Below are 23,557 nucleotides of genomic sequence, written 5' to 3' on the forward strand. Positions count from 1 at the left end.
GAAAAATAAAAACCACCTAGCTGGTTAATTTGTCTCGAACCGCGACGGCAATCACTTTAAGCTCAGAAAAATAATCGGGTATTGATACAAATTCATCTTTTTTTGCAGACAGCTCAATATTTTTACTCATCTGAGCGATCTGTGTCGCACCTAACTGACCCGCTGCACCCTTTAGTTTGTGCGCTAAGCTAATAATTTGCTCTTTATCATTGGCTGGAATTACCGACTCCAACCCAGCCAAACACTCATCCAAAGTGGGGTAAAACAGCGCCAACAATTCATCACGCATATCCATGCCAACAGCGTTTTTCAACTCATTAAACATGGCCTCGATATCGACCAATTCTTGCTCTACCGCGGTAGTTAAATTAGCATCCATCACAGCACCTCCGGTTTTTTCTTGGGATCAATAACCCACTTGATTAATATGCGTTGCAATTCTTCCGCACGTACTGGTTTTGAAACAAAATCATTCATACCCGCTAGCATGCACTGATCGATATCTGACTGAAATGCATTGGCCGTCAATGCCACAATTGGCAAAACAGAAAAACCATCGCCCAAGGCTCGTATTTCGCTCGTTGTTTCAAAACCATCCAACTCAGGCATCTGGCAATCCATCAAAACCAGATCATAATCATGATTTTGAACAGCCTCGAAAGCTATCCGTCCATTATCTGCAACATCCACCCTACATCCAAGCTTCTCCAGCATTAATACTGCAACCTTTTGATTTATTGGATTGTCTTCAGCTAAAAGTAAATAGGGCTTTTGAGCTGCAATTTGCTCTGCCATCACATGCGCCGTAAGCAGCTGCTTGGCTCCTTCTGGCCTTGCACTCATCTTTAGAGCCTCTCTGAGCACAAAGCCAAGCTGAGTTTGCCGAATAGGCTTGGTTAAAAAGCCAGTAAATCCAGCCTCCCTTGCCTCTGCCGCAAGACCAGGTACAGCCATCGAGGTCAGTAAAATAAGGGAGATATTTTTATCAATCCCCCGCAATTTCTGCGCCAGCTGTATGCCGTTCATTACTGGTAGCTGCATATCAACTAAGGCAAGCGCATAAGTACTAGTACTTTGCTCAATCGAGGCCAGAACTTGCAAAGGATCAGCAAAGCATTCCGCTTCAATGCCAAATGAAGCTAATTGCAAAGTAAGCAGTTCGCGGTTGGCCGCAAAATCATCGACCACCAGCGCTTTTGCGCCACGCAAACCGACCAAATCAGACTCAACTTCATCCTTGTAAAGCGTTGCCACCCCCAAATTAATCTCAAACCAAAAGGTTGCCCCCTGTCCAATCTCACTTTGCACACCAATTTCACCATCCATCGCCTCCACAATTCGACGACAGATAGACAAGCCAAGACCAGTCCCACCAAAGCGCCGAGTTGTTGAACTATCAGCCTGAGTAAATGGATTAAACAAGCGCGCCATCACCTCTGGGGCAATGCCTATCCCAGAATCTTTGACCGTTACACGCAATCTACAACATTGCTCAGATTCCATCGTGGCAGACACACGAGCAACTACCTCGCCCTGAGCTGTAAATTTAATCGCGTTATTCAACAAGTTGAGCATTACCTGCCGCAAACGCCCGGGATCTCCGATCAGCTTGTTTGGCACACTGGGTTCAACTAAGCAAGCCAAATCCAAGGATTGCCGCGTTGCTTTTTCAGAAACAATATCCAACACGCCCTCAAAAGTATGCCGCAAATCAAACTCAATACGCTCCAATTCAAGATGCCCGGCCTCAATCTTAGAAAAGTCGAGTAAATCATTAATTAAATTTAATAGCGCCTCTCCAGAATTTTGAATTGACTTAACATATTCTTCTTGCGTTGAATTTAACCCTGTGTCCGCAAGCAAAGAAGAAAAACCAATCACGGCATTCATTGGCGTACGAATCTCATGGCTCATATTGGCCAAAAAATCACTTTTTGCTCGGCTTGCAGATTCAGCGATTTCTTTTGCTTGTTCCATCGAGGCTTGCAGTTTCTTTTGATCCGTTATATTCACTGCAATCGCTAGATAACCACTTATTTCTCCCACATCATCAAGGATCGAAGTCACCGACAAATTTACCTGAAGATGGTCACCATTTTTTCGAACATAAGTCCATTCATTGGTATCACTAACACCTTGCTTGGCAAAGTAGCTAAACACATCAAAACCTAGAATATCTTTCCCTGTTTGCTCCTTAAGATTTTTTGCCCTTGCTTCAATCTCATGTAAAACATGAAAAACCATTGGGGTTTGAATATTCAGTAGTTCCACTGCCTCATAACCTAGCATCCGCTCTGCACCAGGGCTAAATAAACGAATTACTCCTTGTGTATCTGTGGCAATAATACCAATTTCAGTAGCTGAATTAATTACCCCACTTAATTGATTTTGCAAAAGAACTAACTCAGTTTCACGACGAAGCAACATTAATTCGTTGTTTTTTCTAACATCGATATCCAAATGTATACCTGCAATTCTTACTGCGCGATCTTGCTGATCTCGCTCATAAACTCGCCCAACTGCCAACACCCACTTCCAATCTCCTCTCGATGTTTTTAGACGCATTTCGCAACTATATGTAGTTGTTTTTTTATTAATATGTGAATCCAAAGCCAAATCCGCTGCAATTAAATCATCAGGATGAACTAGTGAGCGCCACACCTCAACCGAGGGAGCCAAATCTGCAGTAACATAACCCAACATTTCCCCCCATTGCCCACCGAAGAAAGCCTGCCCATTCAGTAAATTTAAATTCCAGACCCCCAACCCCGAACAGGCCAATATCAATTCTAATTGTCGCTCACTCTTTTGCAACGCCTCTTCTGCATAGTATCGGATAGATACATCACGAATTTGCGCCACCAAAAAACGATCCCCAGAAAATTCGAATTGATTTAAGTTAATCTCCACAGGAAATTTCTGACCACCCCTCTTTTGGGCCCACATATCACGACCATAACCCATTACTTTTGAATCGCCAGAATAGTGATATTTTTTGATAAAGTTTTGATGTTGAGCACCTACATCTGTCGGCATTAATATTGAAACGTTATTTCCAACTACATCTGCAACCTCATAACCGAAAATATCTTGCAAAGCTCGATTAGCACTCACTATTGTGCCATGTATATCTGCCAAAATAATTACATCAGGGGTACTATCTAACATTGCATTCATCTGTAATTCACGATGCCTTGCTGTGGCAGACATTTCCTCAGCTAAAATTAACGCTTTATTCTTTACCAGCCCCATACTACGTAGCAATGCAACGATAAAACCAGTAAATAAAAAACCTGAAAAAAGAATAATTAAGGGAACCCAATGCTGAAAATCATACTGCAGTCTTTCGGCACTAGTTTCGACAATCCAAACCTGCCCACCCACTTCGATTTTATCCCTTCTAAAAAACAATCTATCGGCCGCCGATGGCGCAGAGCTTGTGAGGGTATGACGATCAAAATCGAAAAGTAACTGCTTTGACTCTACTGATTGACCAGAGTAAATTTCGAAGTCAGCGTCAGCTGGTAAATATTTTTCTAAGCCCCGCATTAACTTTGAAGCAAGTATTGGGGTATATACCCAACCTACTAATGAATCTATGCGCTCACTTTCATTTAAACTTGATAAGGAAATCCCCTCTAACGATGGCAAGTAATAAGGCAAAAACATTAAAAAACCAGCCTCTTGCCGATTCGCCTGTACCAATTGAATTTTTTCTGAAATAGCCACCTTACCCGTTCTCATCGCTCGTAATGCAGCCTCCCTGCGACGCAGCTCCATCGCAACATCGAGTCCTAGGGCCTGACGGTTAAGCGCCAGCGGCTCAATATATTCAATGACAAAGTAATCTTGTTCGGGATTTTTAGTAACGCCAACCATAGGCTTGACGGCAAAATCTGGTCGATATTCCCGCTGGTTTTCGATGTAATCGGCCAAATCAGCCGGCACCACTTTGCGAATAAATCCAAAACCCAAAGCGCCAGGAAACTCAGCCTCAAGGTTGCGAGCAGCCACATAACTGCGAAAATGATTAGGCAGCAACGCACCCTTGGTGATTAACGGCAATGCACTTACACCAGCCAAACCCAAAGACAGGCTTTGCACACGTAGCTGCAAATTACCCACCATATTGTCTACGTGCTGTGAAAATCGAGCCTGCTCTAACGCGTGCACTTTGTCGCTAGCAATACGCCACCCCAACAACGAAGCCGCCACCCCCATGATGGCTACTACGATAATCGCCATCTGAGTATGGGATATAAAGTCTCTAATGGTTTTTTCCATCGAAAATTACGCCGGTTATTGCCCTAGTTGTCATTCAGCGTGCAAGCTAATCAATTACATGGTTCAAACTTTGCCCTAGAACTATAGACCACAGCCCGCAGAATGCAGCGCAGCCATTGCGGCTGGGTTATAATCGCCGATTGTTTGCTTTCATTTGGCGATTTCATGACCACACAAACTCCTCGTAAAATCTTAGTGACCTCCGCGTTGCCTTACGCCAATGGTGCGATTCACATCGGCCACCTGGTGGAATACATCCAAACCGACATCTGGGTTCGCTTTCAAAAGCAGCGTGGCCATACCTGCCACTACGTTTGCGCGGATGACACGCACGGCACGCCGATTATGTTACGGGCGGAAAAAGAAGGGATTACGCCAGAAGCACTGATTGCGCGTGTGCACGGCGAACATTCGCGGGATTTTGCAGGTTTTCATGTTGGGTTTGACAACTACTACAGCACCAATAGTGAAGAAAACCGCCAGTTTGCCAGCGATATTTATAAAAAACTGCGCGCCAACGGCAAGATCATTAGTCGCACAATTAATCAGTTGTACGACCCAGTTAAAAACATGTTTTTGCCCGACCGTTTTGTGAAAGGCGAATGCCCAAAATGCTCAGCCAAAGATCAATACGGCGACAACTGTGAAGTCTGTGGCGCAACCTACAGCCCGACTGAGCTGAAAAACCCATACTCAGCCGTATCTGGCGCGACGCCAGAAATGCGCGAATCTGAGCACTACTTCTTTAAACTGGGTGAGTGCGAAGACTTCTTGAAAGGCTGGACAACCACTGAAGGTAAATTACAAGCCGAAGCATCGAACAAGATGCAAGAATGGTTCGAATCAGGCCTATCTGATTGGGATATCTCGCGCGACGCGCCGTATTTTGGCTTTGAAATCCCTGACGCACCGGGCAAATATTTCTACGTTTGGCTCGATGCGCCCGTTGGCTATATGGCCAGCCACAAAAACCTGTGTGACCGCCTAGGTATCGACTTTGACGAATACTGGAAACGCGATTCGACCACCGAGCTGTATCACTTTATTGGCAAGGACATTCTGTATTTCCACGCGCTATTTTGGCCTGCGATGCTGGAATTTGCTGGCTACCGCACGCCAACGGCGATCAATACGCACGGTTTCTTGACTGTTGATGGCGCGAAAATGAGTAAATCGCGTGGCACGTTTATTACGGCCGAGTCGTACTTAAACCACCTCAATCCTGAGTGGTTGCGCTATTACTTTGCGGCCAAACTATCGAACACCTTTGAAGACATCGATTTGAACCTCGAAGACTTCACTGCTCGCGTCAATTCCGACCTAATCGGCAAATACATCAATATCGCCAGCCGCGCGGCGGGCTTTATTACCAAGCGCTTTGAAGGCAAACTCGCCGCGGACTTGGGCAACGAGCCATTGCTAGCCAAACTGCAAGCAAGTAGCGAAACCATCGCAGCGCATTTTGAAGCACGTGAATACAGCCGCGCGATTCGCGAAATCATGGCCTTGACCGACGAAGTAAATCAGTTTGTCGATCAAAACAAACCGTGGGAAATGGCCAAACAAGAAGGGCGCGAAGCAGATTTGCAACGCGTTTGCTCGATCTTAATCAATGCCTTCCGCTTGCTCACCACATACCTCAAGCCAGTATTACCTAAATTGGCCACGGATGTAGAGGCTTTCCTTAATATACCCCCACTCACTTGGGCAGATGCGCAAAGCCTGTTGCTGGATCACACCATCAACGCCTACAACCATTTGATGGTGCGCATTGACCCGAAAAATATCGAAGCGATGGTCGAAGAAAACAAGCAAGCCTTAGCCCCAGTTGAAGCACCAGCCGCGCAAACTACGCCAGCGTTTGATATCCCAGCGATTGCCGAGACCATCAGCATCGATGACTTTATGAAGGTGGATTTGCGCATTGCACGTATCGCCAATGCCCAACACGTTGAAGGCGCCGAGAAGTTGCTGCAGCTGACGCTGGATATTGGTAACGAAACCCGCAATGTATTTGCTGGCATAAAATCAGCGTACAAACCGGAAGACTTGATCGGCAAACACACCGTGATGGTCGCCAATCTAGCGCCGCGCAAGATGAAGTTTGGCATGTCTGAAGGCATGGTCCTTGCCGCTGGCGGCGATGGCGGCTTGTACATCCTAGAGCCGCACGATGGCGCCAAACCGGGTATGCGCGTGAAATAATAGCGCATCGCAACAAACAAAACGGCAGAGTTTCTCTGCCGTTTTTTATTGCCTACACTAAAAGCAAACCATCCCTTGCGAGCAAAAAATGGCCAATGCTGCTTTTCATTTTTTTATTGCCGGACACGTGCAAGGCGTCGGCTTTCGCTGGGCGACTTGCCAACTTGCCGAAGAATTGCAACTGGCCGGCTACGTGCGCAACCGCACCGACGGTCGCGTCGAAGTATGGGCCGAAGGCGATAGCGCCGATTTAGCCGAACTGGCTCATTGGCTCGAAACAGGGCCAGAAGGCGCGCACGTTGATGCGGTGAGCAAACAAAAGGTTGAATTTAAAGGCTATAACGGCTTTCACGAAATGATGACCATCTAGGTATATCGATCTAGAGCAATCCACAAAAAGCCCAGCATCAAATACCCATTACACGAATTGCGAGCGCATCCACGCCAAATATTCAACACTGGCAGCCTCGTCTGCCTTGGGCGCCCACGTGGCGAGTTCATTTGCAGCAACCGGCACATACGGACCTGCTTTTGCCTCGAAAAACACACAGGGCGTTAAAGCGACGACCGCATGAAAAGTTTTGGCCTCGATATTAATTCCATACTCCTCACCACCCGCCTTTAAATGGTGCTTGGCAATCACTTGGCCAGCCTCATCAAAAATTAATACGCCCAACTCACCCGCCAACATCAGCATTGATTCGGCTTTATGTTCGTTCATATGGCGATGCGGATGAACATAGCTATCTACCTGTAGGGCATTGGCTAAACGGTGACATTGCGCATCATCGCCAACATGGAAATTACGATTTTTGCGCAAGCGCGGGCTAGCTTGTGCTTCAAGCAGCAACTCGTTGATTAATGATTGATTGAGCAAGGAATGTGTATTCATCAGCAGCAAGGTCAGCACGTTGTAAAAGCGTATTAAACCACGCTGCGCACCAAACATCAGCAATGGCGACAACTGCGCATCGCCGCAGGTATAATCGCGACCTCGAATATTTAAATACTGAAAGCACTGCCATGACGCTGCCAGATCCACGCCTCTACCCACGCGTAAACCCGCAAAACCCTGTTATTCGCCAACTGATGTCCTTGATGACTGAACGCGACGCCGCGCAAGTTGCGATCAAACGCCATGGTTTACGCCAGCTAATCGCTGAATTGCTCGCTGCGCGCGATCATTACGGTTTAAACGGCGCAATCACTCAAGTGCCGTCACAAGAAGCATGGTTCGAGCTTTGGCAATGCATTCGTGATGAAGTTGAGCAATCGACTTCGGCCCAATTTGCGATTCCGTTCGCGATTCCTGTGGTCTTGGTAGCCGGTTTTAAAGGCGAAACCAGCTTGCCGAGCGAAATCGATGGCGCGCAAGCTTTGGCGATTTTGCGCGAACACGGTGTTGTAGCGGCAGATGCCGACGCCTTCTTGTCTGGCGCGCTACTCGCACCTGACTTAGTCGCCGCGATTAACCCAGCGCAAATCGCCGAATGGCGTGAAACGATTTGCGAAGCAGCGCGCTTCCCAATTGATTCGGCCGGTTCTGCCGTGGCGATCAAGGACGAAGTGGTGGCTTTGCGCTATTTGATCGGCGTGACCATTCAACACCAAGACGCAGCGCCTGCAATTAAATTGGGCGGCCAAGTCGGCGCTTGGGGCATGCCGTTGGCGCAATTGATCAGCGACACGCTCAAAACCAATGGCGTTACCTTGTTCCCAATTCCGCGCCCACCAATGTCGTGGCTTGCTGCGCAAGACGCGGGCCGCGTTTGCCAACTCGAAACGCGCCTGCAAGTGATGGCCAGCAACGCCTTGCGTAGCATCCGCAGCAAAGGTCGCACTCCGGTTGTGACGGTGGCGGCGCACGAAAATGCCGAAATTCGCATCACCTTTAGCAGTCAAGAAGACCCAGAGCGTTGGGAAGGCTATGTGTGGCCGTTGGCGGCGAACGATCAAGTGGCGTATATCGAACAATATGTGGCCGAACTAATGCGCGAATGCCGTGTTGAAGTGGTCAAAATGATCGGCAATGTCCAGCCCGTACTCGACACCGATGGTTTGCCGCTGTTTATCACCGCGCACAACCTCGGTGCTAGCATCGCCTCGGTGCAATAAACGCCCGCGCCGCTGCGCTTGGTAACAACCATGCGCAGCAGGTTTTAGCCGCCATTATTAAAGCGAGATTGAAATGGGTTTTTACCAGCATCATGTGTTTTTTTGCCTGAACCAGCGCGAGCCGGGCGAGCGTCAAAGCTGTAATAGCTGTGGCGCCGATCAGCTGTGGGCTTACGCCAAAGAGCGTGTTAAAGCCTTGGGCCTCAACGGCACCGGCAAAGTGCGGATTAATAAAGCCGGCTGTTTAGAGCGCTGCGAAGAAGGTCCGGTGATCGTGATTTACCCGGAAGAAACTTGGTACACCTACATCGATAAAGACGACATCGACGAGATCATTAACGAGCACCTCGTGCATGGCCGCACCGTTGAACGCTTGAAAATCTAAAATACCCCGCAAAGTATTTAAACACAGATCAATACCCATATGACCAAGAGCAATATACCCCGCAAAGCCGCCTCGTTTGAGCTGATCCACATTGCTGGCCCGGCTGGCACGCTGGAATGCCAAAAGCTGGAATCGGCTTGGTCTGAAACCATTGGCATTGCTTTGGTCGCGCACCCTAACCCGCTGGAAGGTGGCACGTTTAATAATAAAGTCGTCCACACTTTGGCCAAAACGTTATCGCGCTTGGGTTATGTGGTGTATTGCCCCAATCTGCGCGGCGTTGGCCGCTCGGACGGCGTACATAGCCGTGGTGAGCATGAACCGGACGACATGGCCGCAGTCTTGGCTTTTGCGCGCGCCGAAAATCCAAGTGTTCAGCGTGTAACTTTAGCTGGCTTCTCGTTTGGTACTTTGGTGCAAAGCCGTTTACGCGAGCGCCTCGGCGAGCATGAAGTAGAAGGCATGATTTTGGTCGGCCCTGCGGTTAGCCGCTACGAATTCCCAACCGTACCGGCCAATACGCTGGTAATCCACGGCGAAGAAGACGAAGTAATTAGTTTGGCGGCGGTACTCGATTGGGCGCGTCCGCAACAATTGCCGGTATTAGTCGTGCCTGGCGTTGGCCATTTTTTCCACGGCAGACTGACTCAGCTCGCGCAACTGGTTGATAAAGCGTGGCGCTTCTAAACCATGCTGTACGCTGACACTTGGCTGCACCTAGGCTGGTTGCTGATGGCAACTGGCCTTTTTTACGCCGTACGATTTGAGCGCTGGGCCAGCATACCGCAGCCGCAAATTACGGCGTGGCTCGCCAGCTGCATCGTCATTTTGCTCACTTGGCAGCTCAAAGCCCAAGTGCAAGCCGGGATTAGTTTTCATATCTTAGGCAGCGCAGCTTTAAGCCTGATTGCTGGACGCAATCGAGCCCTACTAGGTATTGCCGGATTAATATTATTGCAAGCTGCATTCGGCCATATACCCTGGCAAAGTATCGGCCTATTTTGGCTTTTAAAAGGCGCAATCCCGATATTGATCTGTAGCGCACTATTGAGCTGGGCGCAGCGGCGCTTGCCTCTAAACTATTTCGTCTACATCTTCTTCAATAGCTTTTGCGCCGCAGCACTAAGCATGTGGGCGTATGGCTTATTGCATGCACTCGCTCTGGCCACATCGGGCGCATACCCTTGGGATTTTTTAACTGAAGAAGTACTGCCCTATTACTTCTTAATGGGCTGGCCCGAAGGCTTTACCACCGGGCTTAATCTCACCTTGCTCGTAGTATGGTTGCCGCAATGGGTTGCCACGTTTGACGATAGAAAATACCTGCAAAAACGCGATTAACTGCTAAATTGAAAGCCTAACCAGCTTGCAATTTAGCCATGCGCCGAATTCGAAATCATTTAAATTTAATCTCTGTACTAATTCTCACCGCAGCGCTCACCATTTCGGGCGCCGTTTCCTATTTGCACACGCAAGAACGACTCGAAGCAGAACTGCGAGACTACCAAAGCCGCATGAAACAGCGGATGGAAACAGTCGTTCCTGGTGTTTTGTGGAATTTCGACGACATTCAGCTCGCTCGCATTCTAGATGCTGAAATGAGTTACCCCGGAATTAGTGGCATCGAAATTTATAATGGCGACTCATTTCTTGACGGACGTATTCGAAACAAGGACGGTGAAATCAGCAAAATAAGCAACCCAACCCTTGGCAAAGATGCAAAATCTTTCCCGCTCAATTACAGCGGCGCTGAAAATCAAAAAACGCTTGGCCATGTCCATTTCATGACCAACCGCAACACCATTGTGCAGCAACTACGCAGTCAAGTAATCGAGAAGCTGATCGAAATTTTAATTTTAGATGCTCTGGTCGTGTTTGCACTGTCGCGCACATTGCAGCGTATTGTGATCCGCCCGTTGGCACTATTACGCGAAAGGCTTAATCAAATTGCCGAACGCGACGATAGCCACAAAGACATCGACTTACCGCGTAGCACCTATGTAGAAATCGATGAAGTCTCAGTCAGCTACAATCGAATTGCGCATCGTCTACAGGATGATGTGATTAATTTAGTACGGACCGAGAGTGAAATGCGTCAAGCAAAAGAAGACGCTGAGGTCGCCTTGAGTCAATTGCGAGAAACTCAAAAAAGTTTGGTGCAATCAGAAAAAATGGCATCTCTGGGTAGCCTGGTCGCTGGGATTGCCCACGAAATCAACACCCCTGTCGGTATTATTTTAACCAGTGCCTCAGTGCTGCACGATGAGTCTGGCAAATTTCATCAGCTGGTAGAGGCTGGGCAAATCAAAAAATCTGACGCCATTAATTATGCCGAAACCGCAGAACAGTCTTCAGCCCTGATTCTCAGTAATGCCTCGCGCGCTGCAGACTTAATTCAAAGCTTCAAGCGGGTAGCCGTCGATCAAACTTCAGAAGTGAGGCGCGATTTTGAGTTACAAACTTATCTGAATGAAGTCATGACGAGTCTGCGTCCATTACTAAAACACTCGACCGTGAACATTCTTATCGATTGCCCCAAGCCAATAAAAATGGATAGTTTCCCCGGCGCAGTATCACAAATTTTAACGAATCTGCTGAACAATGCGGTCTTGCACGCATTTGACAAAAACGATGCCTTTGATATCGACAAGGAAAATAATATTACCATTGCAGCCGAACAAGACGGCGATTGGGTGTGGCTGAATGTCAGCGATAATGGGACGGGTATACCCGCGAATATTGTCGATAAAATTTTCGACCCCTTCTTCACCACCAAACGCGCCAAAGGGGGCAGCGGCTTGGGGCTTAATATTGTATTTAATTTGGTCACGCAAACCTTAGGTGGGCAAATTAAAGTTTATTCTGAATTAGGCCACGGCACCCGATTTGAAATTCATCTACCCTGCCGTGTTCCATAATTAACCTTTCAGATGCTGCTGTTACTTTTTCTGCCCCGCTGTGATAGCAAGCTGACGCGTTCTTGGGTATCCTTGCGGGTTTTACACTGAGCGCAACCATGTCCGACATCATTACTGCCACACCCAAAGCGCTTCTGGTCTATTGCCGTCCCGGGTTTGAACCCGATTGCGCAGAAGAAATAGCCGATAACGCAATGTGCGATGGCACTTTTGAACGCGGCGATGGCTGGATTGTTTTTACGCCCAAAGATAAAAACCCCAAAGCACTGACCAGCTTAGTGAATAAGCAGCTGATTTTTCCGCGTCAAACTTTGCTAGTTCACGATCGACTAACCTTAGGTGGCAAAGATCGCCTAACACCGATTGTTACTGCATTAAAAGAAATCAACTCGGCATTTAGCGACGTTTGGCTGGAATATCCAGATACGAACGATGGCAAATCACTGTCGAGTTTCTGCCGCAAATTTGGTGATTACGTTGCTAAAGCGGCGGCAGAGCATGATTGGCTGCAGCCACAGCGCGTGCGCAATCGTCTCCACTTGTTTTTCCCGCAACAAAACGAAGTGTTTATTGCCTCCCGCCCAGCGCGCGACACCGATTGGGTCAATGGCATTCCGCGCTTACGCATGCCGGTCGATGCCCCAAGCCGCTCCACGCTAAAATTACTCGAAGCGATTTTGGTGCTGGTTGAAAATCCAGAATCTAAACTACGTGAAGGTATGAGCGCTGTTGATTTGGGCGCTGCGCCAGGCGGCTGGACTTACCAATTGGTGAGCCGCGGCCTGAAAGTTTTTGCGATCGACAACGGCCCAATGAAAGGTAGTATGGATGGCCACCATCAGGTTAAACACATTCGCGACGATGGCTTTAAGTTCCGCCCCAAAAACCCTGTTGACTGGCTGGTTTGCGATATGGTTGAGCAGCCGATTCGGGTTGCTGAGCTGATTGCTAAATGGGTGTCTGCAGGTAACGCACGTCGCGCAATCTTCAATCTGAAATTACCAATGAAAAAACGCTATTTGGAAGTGCAAAAATGTTTTGCATTGATTGAGGCCAAACTCGACAAAGCTGAAATGCCGTGCAAAATTACAGCCAAACACCTCTACCACGATCGCGAAGAGATCACCGTGTACTTGACGGTAGCAAAAGACTAAATAACAATCTGCGACAATTATTCATTCAACATACTGGAGTAAGCATGTTTAAAGAGTTTCGCGAATTTGCCATGCGCGGCAATGTCATTGATTTGGCGGTCGGTGTGGTGATTGGCGCTGCATTTGGCAAGATCGTCGATTCATTGGTTAAAGATGTGATCATGCCACCACTAGGCTTTATTATTGGTAAGGTCGACTTTACTAATATGTTTGTCACATTAGTTGACGGCAACAAAGTAGCAGGCCCTTACAATACGCTCAAAGCGGCTCAAGAAGCAGGTGCAGTTACGCTCAATTATGGCCTATTCATCAATAGCATGATCAGCTTTATTATCGTGGCCTTTGCTATTTTTATGGTCGTTAAAGCGATGAATAAACTCAAGCGCGAAGAGCCTACTGCTCCGGCAGCCGAGCCAGTTACGCCTGAAGATATCGTGCTATTGCGTGAAATTCGCGATTCGTTGAAGAAATAAAACGCCCGAAAAACAAAAAAGCCGCAGAACAATCTGCGGCTTTTTCATGGGTATTACTCGGAATTAGCGTTCAACACACAACGCTACACCCATACCCCCACCGATACACAGCGTCGCCAAACCTTTCTTTGCATCGCGACGTACCATTTCGTGAATCAAGGTCACCAGCACACGGCAACCTGAAGCACCAATTGGATGACCCAAAGCAATTGCGCCACCATTGACGTTAACCTTATTCAGATCCCACTGCAATTCTCGCGCTACGCCCAAGGCTTGCGCAGCAAATGCTTCATTCGCCTCAATCAAATCGAGTTCTTCAATTGACCAGCCTGCTTTAGCCAAGGCTTTTTGTGTCGCAGATACCGGGCCCATACCCATAATCGTGGGATCAAGACCTGTACTTGCAGAGGCTTTTACACTCGCCAACACGGTTAAACCCAACTCTTTGGCTTTTTCACGGCTCATTAATAGCACCGCTGCAGCGCCGTCATTGATACCCGATGCATTCCCTGCTGTTACGGTGCCTTCTTTGTCAAAAGCTGGGCGAAGTTTGGCGAGTGATTCAGCCGTTGTGCTTGGCTTAATAAATTCATCTTGCTCAAATACAACTGGGTCGCCTTTCTTCTGTGGGATCACAACAGGGATAATTTCATCATTAAAACGGCCTGCTGCTTGGGCTGCGGCGGCTTTTTGCTGAGAAGCCAAGGCCAGCGCATCTTGCTCTTCACGAGAGATTGCATATTTTTTAGCGATATTCTCTGCTGTCACACCCATGTGATAGTTGTTATAAGCATCGGTCAAACCATCGTACACCATGCTATCGACAAGGCTAGCATTACCCATGCGGAAACCATCACGGCTACCATTCAATAGATGTGGGCTAGCCGACATATTCTCTTGGCCACCAGCAATGACAATTTCAGCATCTCCCGCCAAAATAGCTTGAACACCTAAGGCCACAGCTTTCAAACCAGAACCACACACTTGATTGATGGTTAAACCAGGCACAGCATCAGGCAAACCGGCACGACGCACGGCCTGACGAGCTGGGTTTTGCCCCAAACCTGCAGTCAAGACATTACCTAAAATCACTTCAGATACTTGCTCGGGTTTCACGCCTGTTTTTTCTAACAATGCACGAATCACGGTCGCGCCCAATTCTGGCGCAGAAACTTTAGCCAAACCGCCTGAGAAATTACCCAAAGCAGTACGACCTGCGGCAACAATCACTACATCTGTCATTTTTTTGCTCTCCCAGCAGTAGCAAACAACACTAAGTTGTCAGCCATTAGTTATAAAAGGCCCACCTACCGAGGCCTTCCAATTCACACTTAGACTACTTTCGCTTTGACATAGCGGCCTGGTGCGGCCTCGATCATTTTGTATTTGGTGTTTCCCAACTTTTTAGGCGCCGCAACGTGCTCACCAGAATGGGGAGCCAGCCAAGCCGACCAATCCTGCCACCAGCTGCCAGGGCGAGACTCTGCCGATAGCAACCAATCTTCGGCATTAAGAGCCACATTATCATTGACCCAATAATTGCGCTTATTGGTCGAGACTGGATTAATCGCGCCAGCAATATGACCAGAAGCCCCCAACACAAAGCGGATGGGGCCTTTGAAGATTTTGGTCGTAGCAAAAGCTGATTGCCATGGAACAATATGGTCTTCGCGCGCAGCAAACACATAGGTTGGTACGTTAATCGTCGTAAGATCAATTGGCGTGCCGCATAAGCTAAATGAATTTGGTTTAATTAAATTATTTTCCAAATACATATTGCGCAAGAAGAAGGTGTGCATCGGCAAAGCCAAATTGGCCGAATCGCTGTTCCAGTACAACAAATCAAACGGCGCTGGGTTTTTGCCCTTCAGGTAATTATTAACGACATAATTCCAGATCAAATCATTTGAGCGTAACGCCGAGAAAGTACGCGCCAACTCTTTGCCACCAATCACGCCCTCTTTCTGCACTTCGCGCTGGCGAACAATATTCCAATCGATAAAGTGCTTAATTTCACCAGGGTCAGTGTGATCAAGCATCACCGTCATCAAGGTAACCGACTCAAACCAATCTAAGCCGCGCGCTTTCATCACTGGCATGGCGGTTGAAACCAACTCGCCACCAATGCAAAACGACAATACATTGATTTTTTCTGCTTTAGAAATTTCGCGTACCACTTCGGCAGCTTTAATTACGCCCGATTCAATGTAATCGTCCCACTGCAAATGCCCTTGATGCGCTTCGATTGACTTCCACGACACCAAGAAAGTAGTAAACCCTTGGCTGACGATATAGGCCATCATGGAATTCGCAGGTTGCAAATCCATAATGTAGTATTTGTTTACACACGGCGGCACAACTAACAATGGACGACTATACACCTGGGGGGTTGTTGGCGAATATTGAATCAGCTGGAACAAATCGTTCTCAAAAATGACTTCACCCGGTGTGACTGCGAGATTTTTTCCAACTTCAAATTGGCTCTCATCAGTCATCGTGATTGAGCCTTTTTGCATGTCAGCCAACAACTGCTTCATGCCTTCTTGCAAACTCTCACCTTTAGTTTCTAGTGCGAGTTTCATTACCTCGGGGTTGGTAAATGCAAAATTACTAGGGCTCATCGCGTCAATATATTGTCGCGTGAAGAACGACATTTTTTCGCGCGTTGCATCGTCATATTGTGGCGAATTAATCTGATCGAGTAGCCATTTTGATGTCAGCAAATAGTTTTGACGAATATAGTCAAAAATCGGCGTATCCCATTCTGGCGCATTAAAGCGGCGGTCAGTTTTTTCTGCCTCAACCACCTTCACCCCAGACTTAGCACCAATTAAACCCAGCCATAAATCCATTTGTTGCTGATAAAACGCAGCATGGGCGCCAAACAACTCAGGCTGATTTTGTTGGAATTTATGCAACAGTTCGTGCAGCACCGTGACATGCTGATTTGGTTCGGAAACAGGAATCGCCTTGGCCCACTGCTCGGACCATTGGCGATTGGCTTGCGTTAATTGATCAAAAAAAGCTTGCATGGCGGGGTGAGTCAGCACAATGTCGCTCCAGTTATATTAGGATTTTCCCGAATACCAGCACAATACAATTGTTGCAGTGCAATGTAAACAATCCTAACAATCATCGCAAGGCTGGGCAATTCTAATGTCATTGTTTAGCAAAAAAACACTACTTATTGATTAACAATGACTTTTTTCCATTCTTTGCGTAGAATCAGCAATAACTAACATAAGCAACACATAGTTTTATTCGAAGGGGTCACTCATGTCCAAGTTTTTTCGCCCTCTGTGCGCATTGTTTATCTGCGCATCGTTAGCGACCACCCCAGCACTTGCCTCAAAAGAAGTTACTGAAAAATCAAAAACTTCTTTAAAAAAACAGACTTCGAGTCAATCCGCTCGCAGCGCAAAAAAGCCCAGCAATAAAGTCGCCAAGAACAGCAAATCTTCCAAATCAAAAGTCACGTACACCAGCAGAAAAAAAACTTCGGTCAAACAAAATGCGATTGCCAGTGCGCGTCGTGATGTGCAAATCGCACGCATTAATGCCAGCCCAATTAATTTAGCCAGCCCAGGTGTGCAATCGGCTGCGGCCGTGGTATTAAACCAACAAACTGGCGAAGTTATGTATGAACGCAATGCGGATAACGTGATTCCAATTGCATCGATTACCAAATTAATGACCGCCATGGTCGTGCTTGATGCCAAACTGCCTCTCAATGAGTTGATTAGCATTACGCATGAAGACGTTGATAATCTAAAAAACACCAGCTCACGTCTCGCCGTTGGCACTACGCTCACGCGTGGTGAGATGCTACTTTTAGCATTGATGTCTTCAGAAAACCGCGCTGCCTCCGCGCTGAGCCACTACTACCCCGGCGGGCGCAACAATTTCATTCGTAAAATGAACGAAAAAGCACTACAGCTCGGCATGACTCACACCCGCTTTTTCGACTCAACTGGCCTCACCCCACAAAATGTCGCGACCTCACGTGATTTGGCGCTCATGGTCAAAGCTGCTCAACGCTACCCAGAAATTCATCAGTTTTCGACCTCGAGTGAGTACAACTTTGTTTCAAACCTTACCGGCAATGTGATGACATACCGTAATACCAATCCGCTGGTTAAAAATCCAGATTGGAATATTGGCGTATCCAAAACCGGTTTTATCAATGAGGCGGGCCGCTGTATTGTCATGCAGGCAACAATCAATAATATGCCAGTGGTCATGGTATTGATGGCATCCAATGGCAAGCAAACGCGTATTGGTGATGTGCAACGTGTTCGTCGCTGGATTGAGGAAACTCGCACCAGCACTTATCGTGCAGGTTAAGAATAAAAAAAGCCCGCACTAGCGGGCTTTTTTTATTTTTTCTGAATTGGGCATGTATTAAGCCCAATAAGTTTATACAAAGGACAATACCGAATTAAGCCAGTTAGCAAAGGCACAATTCCTAAATATGCCCACGGCCCCAAGACATTAAGGACCGCAAGCACCAGCAACACCACACCCACAGTGATACGTAATATGCGATCAACGCCACCAACATTACTCATCTCACACCTCCACTCAGCTATGGGCAAGCGCCCATTTACAGAAACTGCATCAGCCACGCCTTAAATTGCCCAGGCGACAAAGCCCCCGATACTCGCTCCAATTCGGCATTACCTTCCACAACCAGGAGCGTTGGAATGCTACGCACCCTGAATTGATTACCTAGTTCAGGCTGCGATTCGGTATCGACCTTAACAAACAACATCTTCCCAGCTATCTCTTTAGCCGCCGCAGCAAATGTAGGCCCAAATTGCTGACATGGGCCACACCATGGCGCCCAAAAATCAATCACAACAGGCAATTTGCTATTTTTTAAAATCAAAGGCAGCGACTCTTTAGTGGCGGCAATAGGCGCTCCACTCAGCAATGGCTGATGGCAAGCCCCACAGTTCGGCGCTTCATGCAAGCGAGTGGCTTCTAGGCGATTTTGCGCATGGCAATGTGGACATTCAATTTGCATCGTCATTCTATATTTCTCACAAAGTATTCAATGGTAATTTCAAATATTGCCGACCGTCAGCCTCCGGCGGTGGCAAGTGCCCCGCACGGACATTCACTTGAATGGACGGCATAATCAGCACAGGCATAGCCAATGTGGCATCACGCGCTTCCCGCAACGCAATGAAATCTTGTTTGCTGATTCTCTGATTCAGATGAATATTATGTTGCTTCTGCTCAGCAATTGTTGATTCCCACTTTGGCTCAGCGCGATCCGCGGGCGGATAATCATGACAAGCAAAGGTACGAGTCTGATCCGGTAGCTGATAAAGTTTATGCACCGAATCATACAAATTAGCAGCGCTGCCCCCAGGAAAATCACACCGCGCAGAACCAACATCAGGCATAAACAAAGTATCCCCCAAAAATAGCGCATCGCCAATTAAGTACGCAACATCAGCAGGGGTATGCCCAGGAACGGCAATTACTGTAGCGCTTAATTTACCTATACTCCACTGTTCGCCATCATTAAATAATTTATCGAATTGGCGGCCGTCAGTAGCAAACTGCGCCTCCATGCCAAATAGGGGCTTAAAGATTTTTTGCACTTGATCGATGCCATGTCCAATGGCAATTTGGCCACCCAGTTTTTCTTGCAAATAAGCCGCAGCCGATAAATGATCAGCATGCGCATGCGTTTCCAAAATCCATTCCAGCTTTAATGCCAACTCGCTTACGCGCGACACAATTTGATCCGCATTGTGCGTACTCGTACGCGCGGCCTTGGGGTCGTAATCAAGTACAGGGTCAATAATGGCCGCCGATCCGCCTCGTTCGTCATAAACCAAATATGAAATGGTAAAAGTGGCCGGATCATAGAACGCTTCGACATTGGGTTGAACTTGCTTCATCGCGTACTCCGTAAAGAATTAAATAATCAGCTTTACTTTACAATATATTTATTTATATAATATGTCAAACTTAGTTGATGAATATGGGCTCAACATGACTGAACTCGAAATGCAGGCAATGCGCGCCTCAGCAGGACAGACAACCCAATTACTTAAAAACCTCGCCAACGAAGACCGTTTGCTACTGCTCTGCCAAATGGTCGATGGCGAAAAATGCGTCTCTGATTTCGAAGAATTACTCGATATACGCCAACCCACGCTGTCGCAGCAGCTTGGTATTTTACGCAATGCGCAATTGGTCAACACTCGGCGCGACGGCAAACGAATTTATTACTCACTCGCCAGCGACGAGGTCAAACAAGTGCTTTCCTTACTGTATATGCTGTATTGCCCAATTGATTTAAGAAGCCCCTCTGCAAAGGATGTTGAACATGCAAATTGATCTTGCCAACTTTACCCCACTCGCCTCCTTACTCGGCGGAGCCCTCATTGGCCTAGCAGCAGGCTTACTCGTCTTGCTGGCTGGTCGAATTGCCGGCATTGCTGGCATTATCGGCGGGCTAATTTCAGGAGCCAAAGATCGCAGCTGGCGTATTTTATTTATGCTGGGCCTACTGGTTTCACCGCTGGCCTGGAGCCTTGTCGCACCATTACCCGAACTAAAAATGGTGACCTCGCCATTTGGCTTAATCGTAGCGGGTTTATTGGTCGGCATCGGCACGCGTTACGCCAATGGCTGCACCAGTGGCCATGGTATTTGTGGCTTGTCACGCCTCTCACTGCGCTCGCTCGCAGCGGTACTGTCGTTTATGGCCACAGGGTTTGTGACCGTATTTATCATTAAACACCTTATTTAAGCAGGAGCTCCATGATGAAAATGAATGCCATCGGCTTTTTTACCGGCCTAGTTTTCGGCCTAGGGCTATTGCTCGCGGGGATGGCCAATCCCGCTAAAGTACAAGGATTTTTAGACCTTGCTGGCCTATGGGATCCCAGCCTTGCTTTCGTGATGGGCGGCGGCATCGGAGTATCCGTCATCTTTTTCACGGCAGCCAAACGTCGCAGTACCACGCTGGCAACGTGTGAACCGATGCAATTACCCAATAGCAGCGTGATCGATAAGCGCTTGATTTTAGGCAGCGCTGCCTTTGGTATTGGCTGGGGCATTGGGGGTATCTGTCCAGGGCCCGCTCTGGTTGCTGTCGGTACAGGCTCACTGGGTGGGGTATTGTTTACCGCAGCCATGTTCGCTGGTATGTTTATTTACGAACGCATCAATAAGAAGTAAACCATGCACCTTCAGCCTCCACTGTGGATACAACAATATCGCCGCGCTTATTTCGCGGGTGATTTTATCGCCAGCATCATCGTTGCGCTGCTGTTGATTCCACAGGGATTGGCCTACGCCCAATTGGCAGGCTTGCCGCCGATGGCGGGCCTTTTTGCCAGTATTGCTCCACTACTGATTTATGGTTTTTTTGGCAGCAGCATGACGCAGTCGGTTGGGCCGATGGCGATTACTTCCGCCATGACCGCAACAGCCCTCACTCCCCTTGCCGCACCGGGCAGCGCCCAATATTTAATCCTCGCGGCAACGCTAAGTCTGTTATCAGGCCTTTTGCTATCGATCTTTGGCCTACTGAAGCTGGGACAAATCACGCGCTTTTTATCACTACCCGTCGTGCAAGGCTTTAGCGCGGGGACGGCACTACTGATTGCACTGGGCCAAGTGGGTGGACTTGTAGGTACAGTGTGGCGCGGTGACACCCTACCCGCTTTAATGCAGCAATTACCAAATGCGTTAAATCATCTTCAAGTTAGCAGCCTTGCTTTTGGTCTCAGCAGTCTGCTACTGATGTGGCTCAGTGGCGCGCCTAGCGCCTCTCTACTTCGCTACTTAGGCATTAACAGTCAACACGCCGACTTGGCTAGCAAAGTATTGCCCTTACTAACCATGCTGCTGATTGGCCTCGCTCTCGCGTCACACGGCGGACATGCCGAGATTAAAACCTTGGGCAACTTAAACTCACTCGACTTCAAGCTGCAATCCTTCAGCTTTGCCCCCGGTACGCTGCAATCATTATTCATGCCAGCGCTATTAATTGGTTTGGCAGGATTTTTACAAAGCATCACCGTCGCGCAATCAATCGCCAACTCACGTCAACAACACATTGACGCTAATCGTGAACTACTGGCACTCGGTAACTGCAATATCGCAGCCGCAGCCGTCGGCGGCATGCCGGTAAGTGGCGGCTTTTCGCGCACCGTCGTAAACACCAATGCTGGCGCGCAAACACCACTGGCCGGCATGTTATCGGCAATCTGGATCATCGTCGCAATCTGCTTGCTATTACCCTTGCTCAGCTACCTACCCACTGCACTGCTCGCGGCTACGATTATTTTGGCGACCAGCAAAATGATCTCACTAGCGCAACTCAAGCTGGCTTGGCAATTCGATCGGCGGGATGGCATTGCGTGGATAATGACTTTCGCTGGTGTGCTGCTCACCGGCCCAATGACCGGCATCGCCGTTGGCGTGGGCATTGCGATTTTGCTGTATTTACTCCGTAGCCAGCAGCCTCACATCGCCGTGGTAGGTCGCGTTCCACAGAGCGAACACTATCGAAATGTGCTGCGCCATCAGGTTGAAACCACGCCGAGTATCACCGCCATACGCATTGACGAAAATCTCTTCTTTGCCAATATTTCCACCATCTTGGGAAAAATTGATGCCGAGCTAGCGCAGCGAGCTGAAACGAGTGATTTAGTCTTGATTTTGTCTGCAGTGAACAATATCGACTTTAGCGCCGTTAATGCGCTAAAAAGTTGGCTAGCACAACTAAACAACAAGGGTATTGCCCTGCACTTGGCCGAAGTAAAAGGCCCGGTGCTAGATACCCTAAAGCATGGTGATTTTTTGCAGCAACTACAAAACCCACCGTTCATTTCCACTCATGCTGCAATGTTGGCGCTACAACCGCAGATCAACGAAGATTACACCATATAGGTATCAAGCCATAAGGCATGCATTACAATCGCCAAAAATGGATACCCCCTTATTTTTTAAACACAATCAAGTGATCCATTTCTAGCTCAATACCAATATCTTCGCCAATCGCGTGGTTATGGTGGCTAGGTACTAAGGAGAGTAGCGTCTGCCCCGATGGCAAGCCTAAGGTGTACATAAACTGCGCGCCACGAAACGCTTTGGCCAGCACTTTGGCTTTCAGTTCACTACCATCGTTGTGCTGAATATCATCAGGGCGAATCAGCACTTCCATCTCACACCCCACGCAGCATGATACTGGCGCGGTGCGGCAAATCTGGCCAAGCTCAAATTCAATACACTGCGGCGCAGTTAAGCGCGCAGGCAGCAAAACGCCTTCGCCAATAAAATTGGCGACGCAGCGATCAACAGGTTCATGATACAAATCATAGGGCGTACCCCATTGGCGAATTTGCCCGTCAAACATCACGCCAATTTGGTCGGCCACCGCAAAAGCCTCGCGCTGATCGTGCGTCACCAAAATCGCCGTTGTGCCGGTTTCTTTTAAAATCGCGCGCACTTCTTGGCCTAAGCGCTCTCGTAATTCAACGTCTAGATTGGAAAAGGGCTCATCGAGCAGCAAAAGCCGTGGCTGCGGCGCTAAAGCGCGCGCCAAAGCAACGCGCTGCTGCTGCCCACCCGAAAGCTCATGAATATAACGCCCACCCAAATCGGCCAAGCCCACCAAACTGAGCATTTTATTCACGCGAGCCGCCTGCTCGTCTTTGCTCAAAGCTTTTAAGCCAAAAGCCACATTGCCCGCCACGGTTAAGTGTGGAAACAGCGCATAGTCCTGAAACACCATGCCTATACCGCGCTGTTGCGGCGCAGTCATCTGCGAGCCGCTCGAAACCACCTGTCCAGCGAGCGTGATTGCCCCCGCTTGCAGTGATTCAAACCCGGCGATCGCGCGCAGTACCGTGGTTTTGCCGCAGCCCGACGCACCCAATAGGCAAGCGATTTCACCTTCCTGCAGCGAAAAAGACAGATCGTTAACCACATTGCGCGCAGCAAAAGCGATTTGGATATTTTCTACAGTTAATAAAGCCATTTTTGCGCAAG

Annotated in this window: 23 protein-coding genes; 14 read left to right on the forward strand and 9 right to left on the reverse strand. The window is 48.2% G+C overall.

The window, feature by feature from the left end:
* Positions 1–16 precede the first annotated feature (16 nt).
* A complete protein-coding gene (locus NT239_02210) occupies positions 17–379 on the reverse strand; it encodes an Hpt domain-containing protein (protein ID XGA71675.1) in 363 nt (120 codons plus the stop codon).
* On the reverse strand, positions 379–4,284 hold the full coding sequence (locus NT239_02215) for a response regulator (GenBank protein XGA71676.1): 3,906 nt from the start codon (positions 4,282–4,284) through the stop codon (positions 379–381). The genes NT239_02210 and NT239_02215 overlap by 1 nt, the downstream gene beginning before the upstream one ends.
* Positions 4,285–4,449: 165 nt before the next feature.
* Between NT239_02215 and metG the strand changes: the two genes are divergently transcribed.
* Both metG and NT239_02225 read left to right on the forward strand, forming a co-directional pair.
* The gene (gene metG / locus NT239_02220; protein XGA71677.1) at positions 4,450–6,489 is read left to right on the forward strand and encodes a methionine--tRNA ligase; all 2,040 of its coding nucleotides are present in this window, start codon (positions 4,450–4,452) and stop codon (positions 6,487–6,489) included.
* An 88-nt stretch (positions 6,490–6,577) separates the two neighbouring features.
* Positions 6,578–6,859, forward strand: coding sequence for an acylphosphatase (locus NT239_02225; GenBank protein XGA71678.1), 282 nt, complete (start codon positions 6,578–6,580; stop codon positions 6,857–6,859).
* 48 nt (positions 6,860–6,907) lie between these two features.
* On the opposite strand, the gene NT239_02230 is transcribed toward NT239_02225, so the two are convergent.
* Entirely contained in the window at positions 6,908–7,531 is a 624-nt protein-coding gene (locus NT239_02230) for a WbuC family cupin fold metalloprotein (protein XGA71679.1), read from the reverse strand.
* Between NT239_02230 and NT239_02235 the strand changes: the two genes are divergently transcribed.
* From NT239_02235 to mscL, 7 genes are all read left to right on the forward strand, one after another.
* Positions 7,513–8,604: a hypothetical protein gene (locus tag NT239_02235; GenBank protein ID XGA71680.1), complete on the forward strand. Its 1,092-nt coding sequence runs from the start codon at positions 7,513–7,515 to the stop codon at positions 8,602–8,604. The two genes, NT239_02230 and NT239_02235, sit on opposite strands and share 19 nt — an antisense overlap.
* A 73-nt stretch (positions 8,605–8,677) precedes the next feature.
* On the forward strand, positions 8,678–8,989 hold the full coding sequence (locus NT239_02240) for a (2Fe-2S) ferredoxin domain-containing protein (GenBank protein ID XGA71681.1): 312 nt from the start codon (positions 8,678–8,680) through the stop codon (positions 8,987–8,989).
* Positions 8,990–9,028: 39 nt separating this feature from the next.
* Entirely contained in the window at positions 9,029–9,676 is a 648-nt protein-coding gene (locus NT239_02245) for an alpha/beta fold hydrolase (GenBank protein XGA71682.1), read from the forward strand.
* Positions 9,677–9,679: 3 nt separating this feature from the next.
* Positions 9,680–10,330: an energy-coupling factor ABC transporter permease gene (locus tag NT239_02250; GenBank protein ID XGA71683.1), complete on the forward strand. Its 651-nt coding sequence runs from the start codon at positions 9,680–9,682 to the stop codon at positions 10,328–10,330.
* Between the two features lie 38 nt (positions 10,331–10,368).
* The gene (locus NT239_02255) at positions 10,369–11,907 is read left to right on the forward strand and encodes a HAMP domain-containing histidine kinase (GenBank protein XGA71684.1); all 1,539 of its coding nucleotides are present in this window, start codon (positions 10,369–10,371) and stop codon (positions 11,905–11,907) included.
* 98 nt (positions 11,908–12,005) lie between these two features.
* Positions 12,006–13,061 carry a 23S rRNA (cytidine(2498)-2'-O)-methyltransferase RlmM gene (rlmM, locus tag NT239_02260; protein XGA71685.1) on the forward strand — a complete coding sequence of 352 codons (1,056 nt, stop codon included), beginning with the start codon at positions 12,006–12,008 and terminating at the stop codon, positions 13,059–13,061.
* A 44-nt stretch (positions 13,062–13,105) separates the two neighbouring features.
* Positions 13,106–13,534, forward strand: coding sequence for a large conductance mechanosensitive channel protein MscL (gene mscL / locus NT239_02265; protein ID XGA71686.1), 429 nt, complete (start codon positions 13,106–13,108; stop codon positions 13,532–13,534).
* A 63-nt stretch (positions 13,535–13,597) separates the two neighbouring features.
* Here the strand turns inward: mscL and NT239_02270 are convergent, their stop codons facing one another.
* Positions 13,598–14,776 carry an acetyl-CoA C-acetyltransferase gene (locus NT239_02270; protein XGA71687.1) on the reverse strand — a complete coding sequence of 393 codons (1,179 nt, stop codon included), beginning with the start codon at positions 14,774–14,776 and terminating at the stop codon, positions 13,598–13,600.
* Between the two features lie 89 nt (positions 14,777–14,865).
* Entirely contained in the window at positions 14,866–16,584 is a 1,719-nt protein-coding gene (phaC, locus tag NT239_02275; protein XGA71688.1) for a class I poly(R)-hydroxyalkanoic acid synthase, read from the reverse strand.
* A gap of 226 nt (positions 16,585–16,810) precedes the next feature.
* On the opposite strand from phaC, the gene pbpG reads away from it, so the two are divergent.
* On the forward strand, positions 16,811–17,878 hold the full coding sequence (pbpG, locus tag NT239_02280) for a D-alanyl-D-alanine endopeptidase (protein XGA71689.1): 1,068 nt from the start codon (positions 16,811–16,813) through the stop codon (positions 17,876–17,878).
* A gap of 32 nt (positions 17,879–17,910) precedes the next feature.
* On the opposite strand, the gene NT239_02285 is transcribed toward pbpG, so the two are convergent.
* From NT239_02285 to NT239_02295, 3 genes are read right to left on the reverse strand one after another with little or no spacing between them, the layout of a single operon-like run.
* Positions 17,911–18,102: a DUF2892 domain-containing protein gene (locus NT239_02285; protein XGA71690.1), complete on the reverse strand. Its 192-nt coding sequence runs from the start codon at positions 18,100–18,102 to the stop codon at positions 17,911–17,913.
* Between the two features lie 35 nt (positions 18,103–18,137).
* Positions 18,138–18,566, reverse strand: coding sequence for a thioredoxin TrxC (gene trxC / locus NT239_02290; protein ID XGA71691.1), 429 nt, complete (start codon positions 18,564–18,566; stop codon positions 18,138–18,140).
* Between the two features lie 10 nt (positions 18,567–18,576).
* Entirely contained in the window at positions 18,577–19,449 is an 873-nt protein-coding gene (locus NT239_02295; GenBank protein ID XGA71692.1) for an MBL fold metallo-hydrolase, read from the reverse strand.
* Between the two features lie 94 nt (positions 19,450–19,543).
* On the opposite strand from NT239_02295, the gene NT239_02300 reads away from it, so the two are divergent.
* Genes NT239_02300 through sulP form a run of 4 tightly spaced genes read left to right on the forward strand, consistent with a single transcriptional unit; the run spans position 19,544 to position 22,456 of the window.
* Entirely contained in the window at positions 19,544–19,891 is a 348-nt protein-coding gene (locus tag NT239_02300) for a metalloregulator ArsR/SmtB family transcription factor (protein ID XGA71693.1), read from the forward strand.
* The gene (locus NT239_02305) at positions 19,881–20,306 is read left to right on the forward strand and encodes a YeeE/YedE thiosulfate transporter family protein (GenBank protein XGA71694.1); all 426 of its coding nucleotides are present in this window, start codon (positions 19,881–19,883) and stop codon (positions 20,304–20,306) included. The genes NT239_02300 and NT239_02305 overlap by 11 nt, the downstream gene beginning before the upstream one ends.
* Positions 20,307–20,317: 11 nt before the next feature.
* A complete protein-coding gene (locus tag NT239_02310) occupies positions 20,318–20,737 on the forward strand; it encodes a YeeE/YedE family protein (GenBank protein ID XGA71695.1) in 420 nt (139 codons plus the stop codon).
* 3 nt (positions 20,738–20,740) lie between these two features.
* Positions 20,741–22,456 (forward strand): sulfate permease, encoded by a 1,716-nt coding sequence (gene sulP / locus NT239_02315; GenBank protein ID XGA71696.1) that lies wholly within the window; start codon positions 20,741–20,743, stop codon positions 22,454–22,456.
* Positions 22,457–22,505: 49 nt separating this feature from the next.
* On the opposite strand, the gene NT239_02320 is transcribed toward sulP, so the two are convergent.
* Positions 22,506–23,546 (reverse strand): ABC transporter ATP-binding protein, encoded by a 1,041-nt coding sequence (locus NT239_02320; protein XGA71697.1) that lies wholly within the window; start codon positions 23,544–23,546, stop codon positions 22,506–22,508.
* Positions 23,547–23,557: the final 11 nt, after the last annotated feature.

The organism is Chitinibacter sp. SCUT-21 (genome assembly GCA_041874755.1).
Lineage (GTDB): Bacteria > Pseudomonadota > Gammaproteobacteria > Burkholderiales > Chitinibacteraceae > Chitinibacter.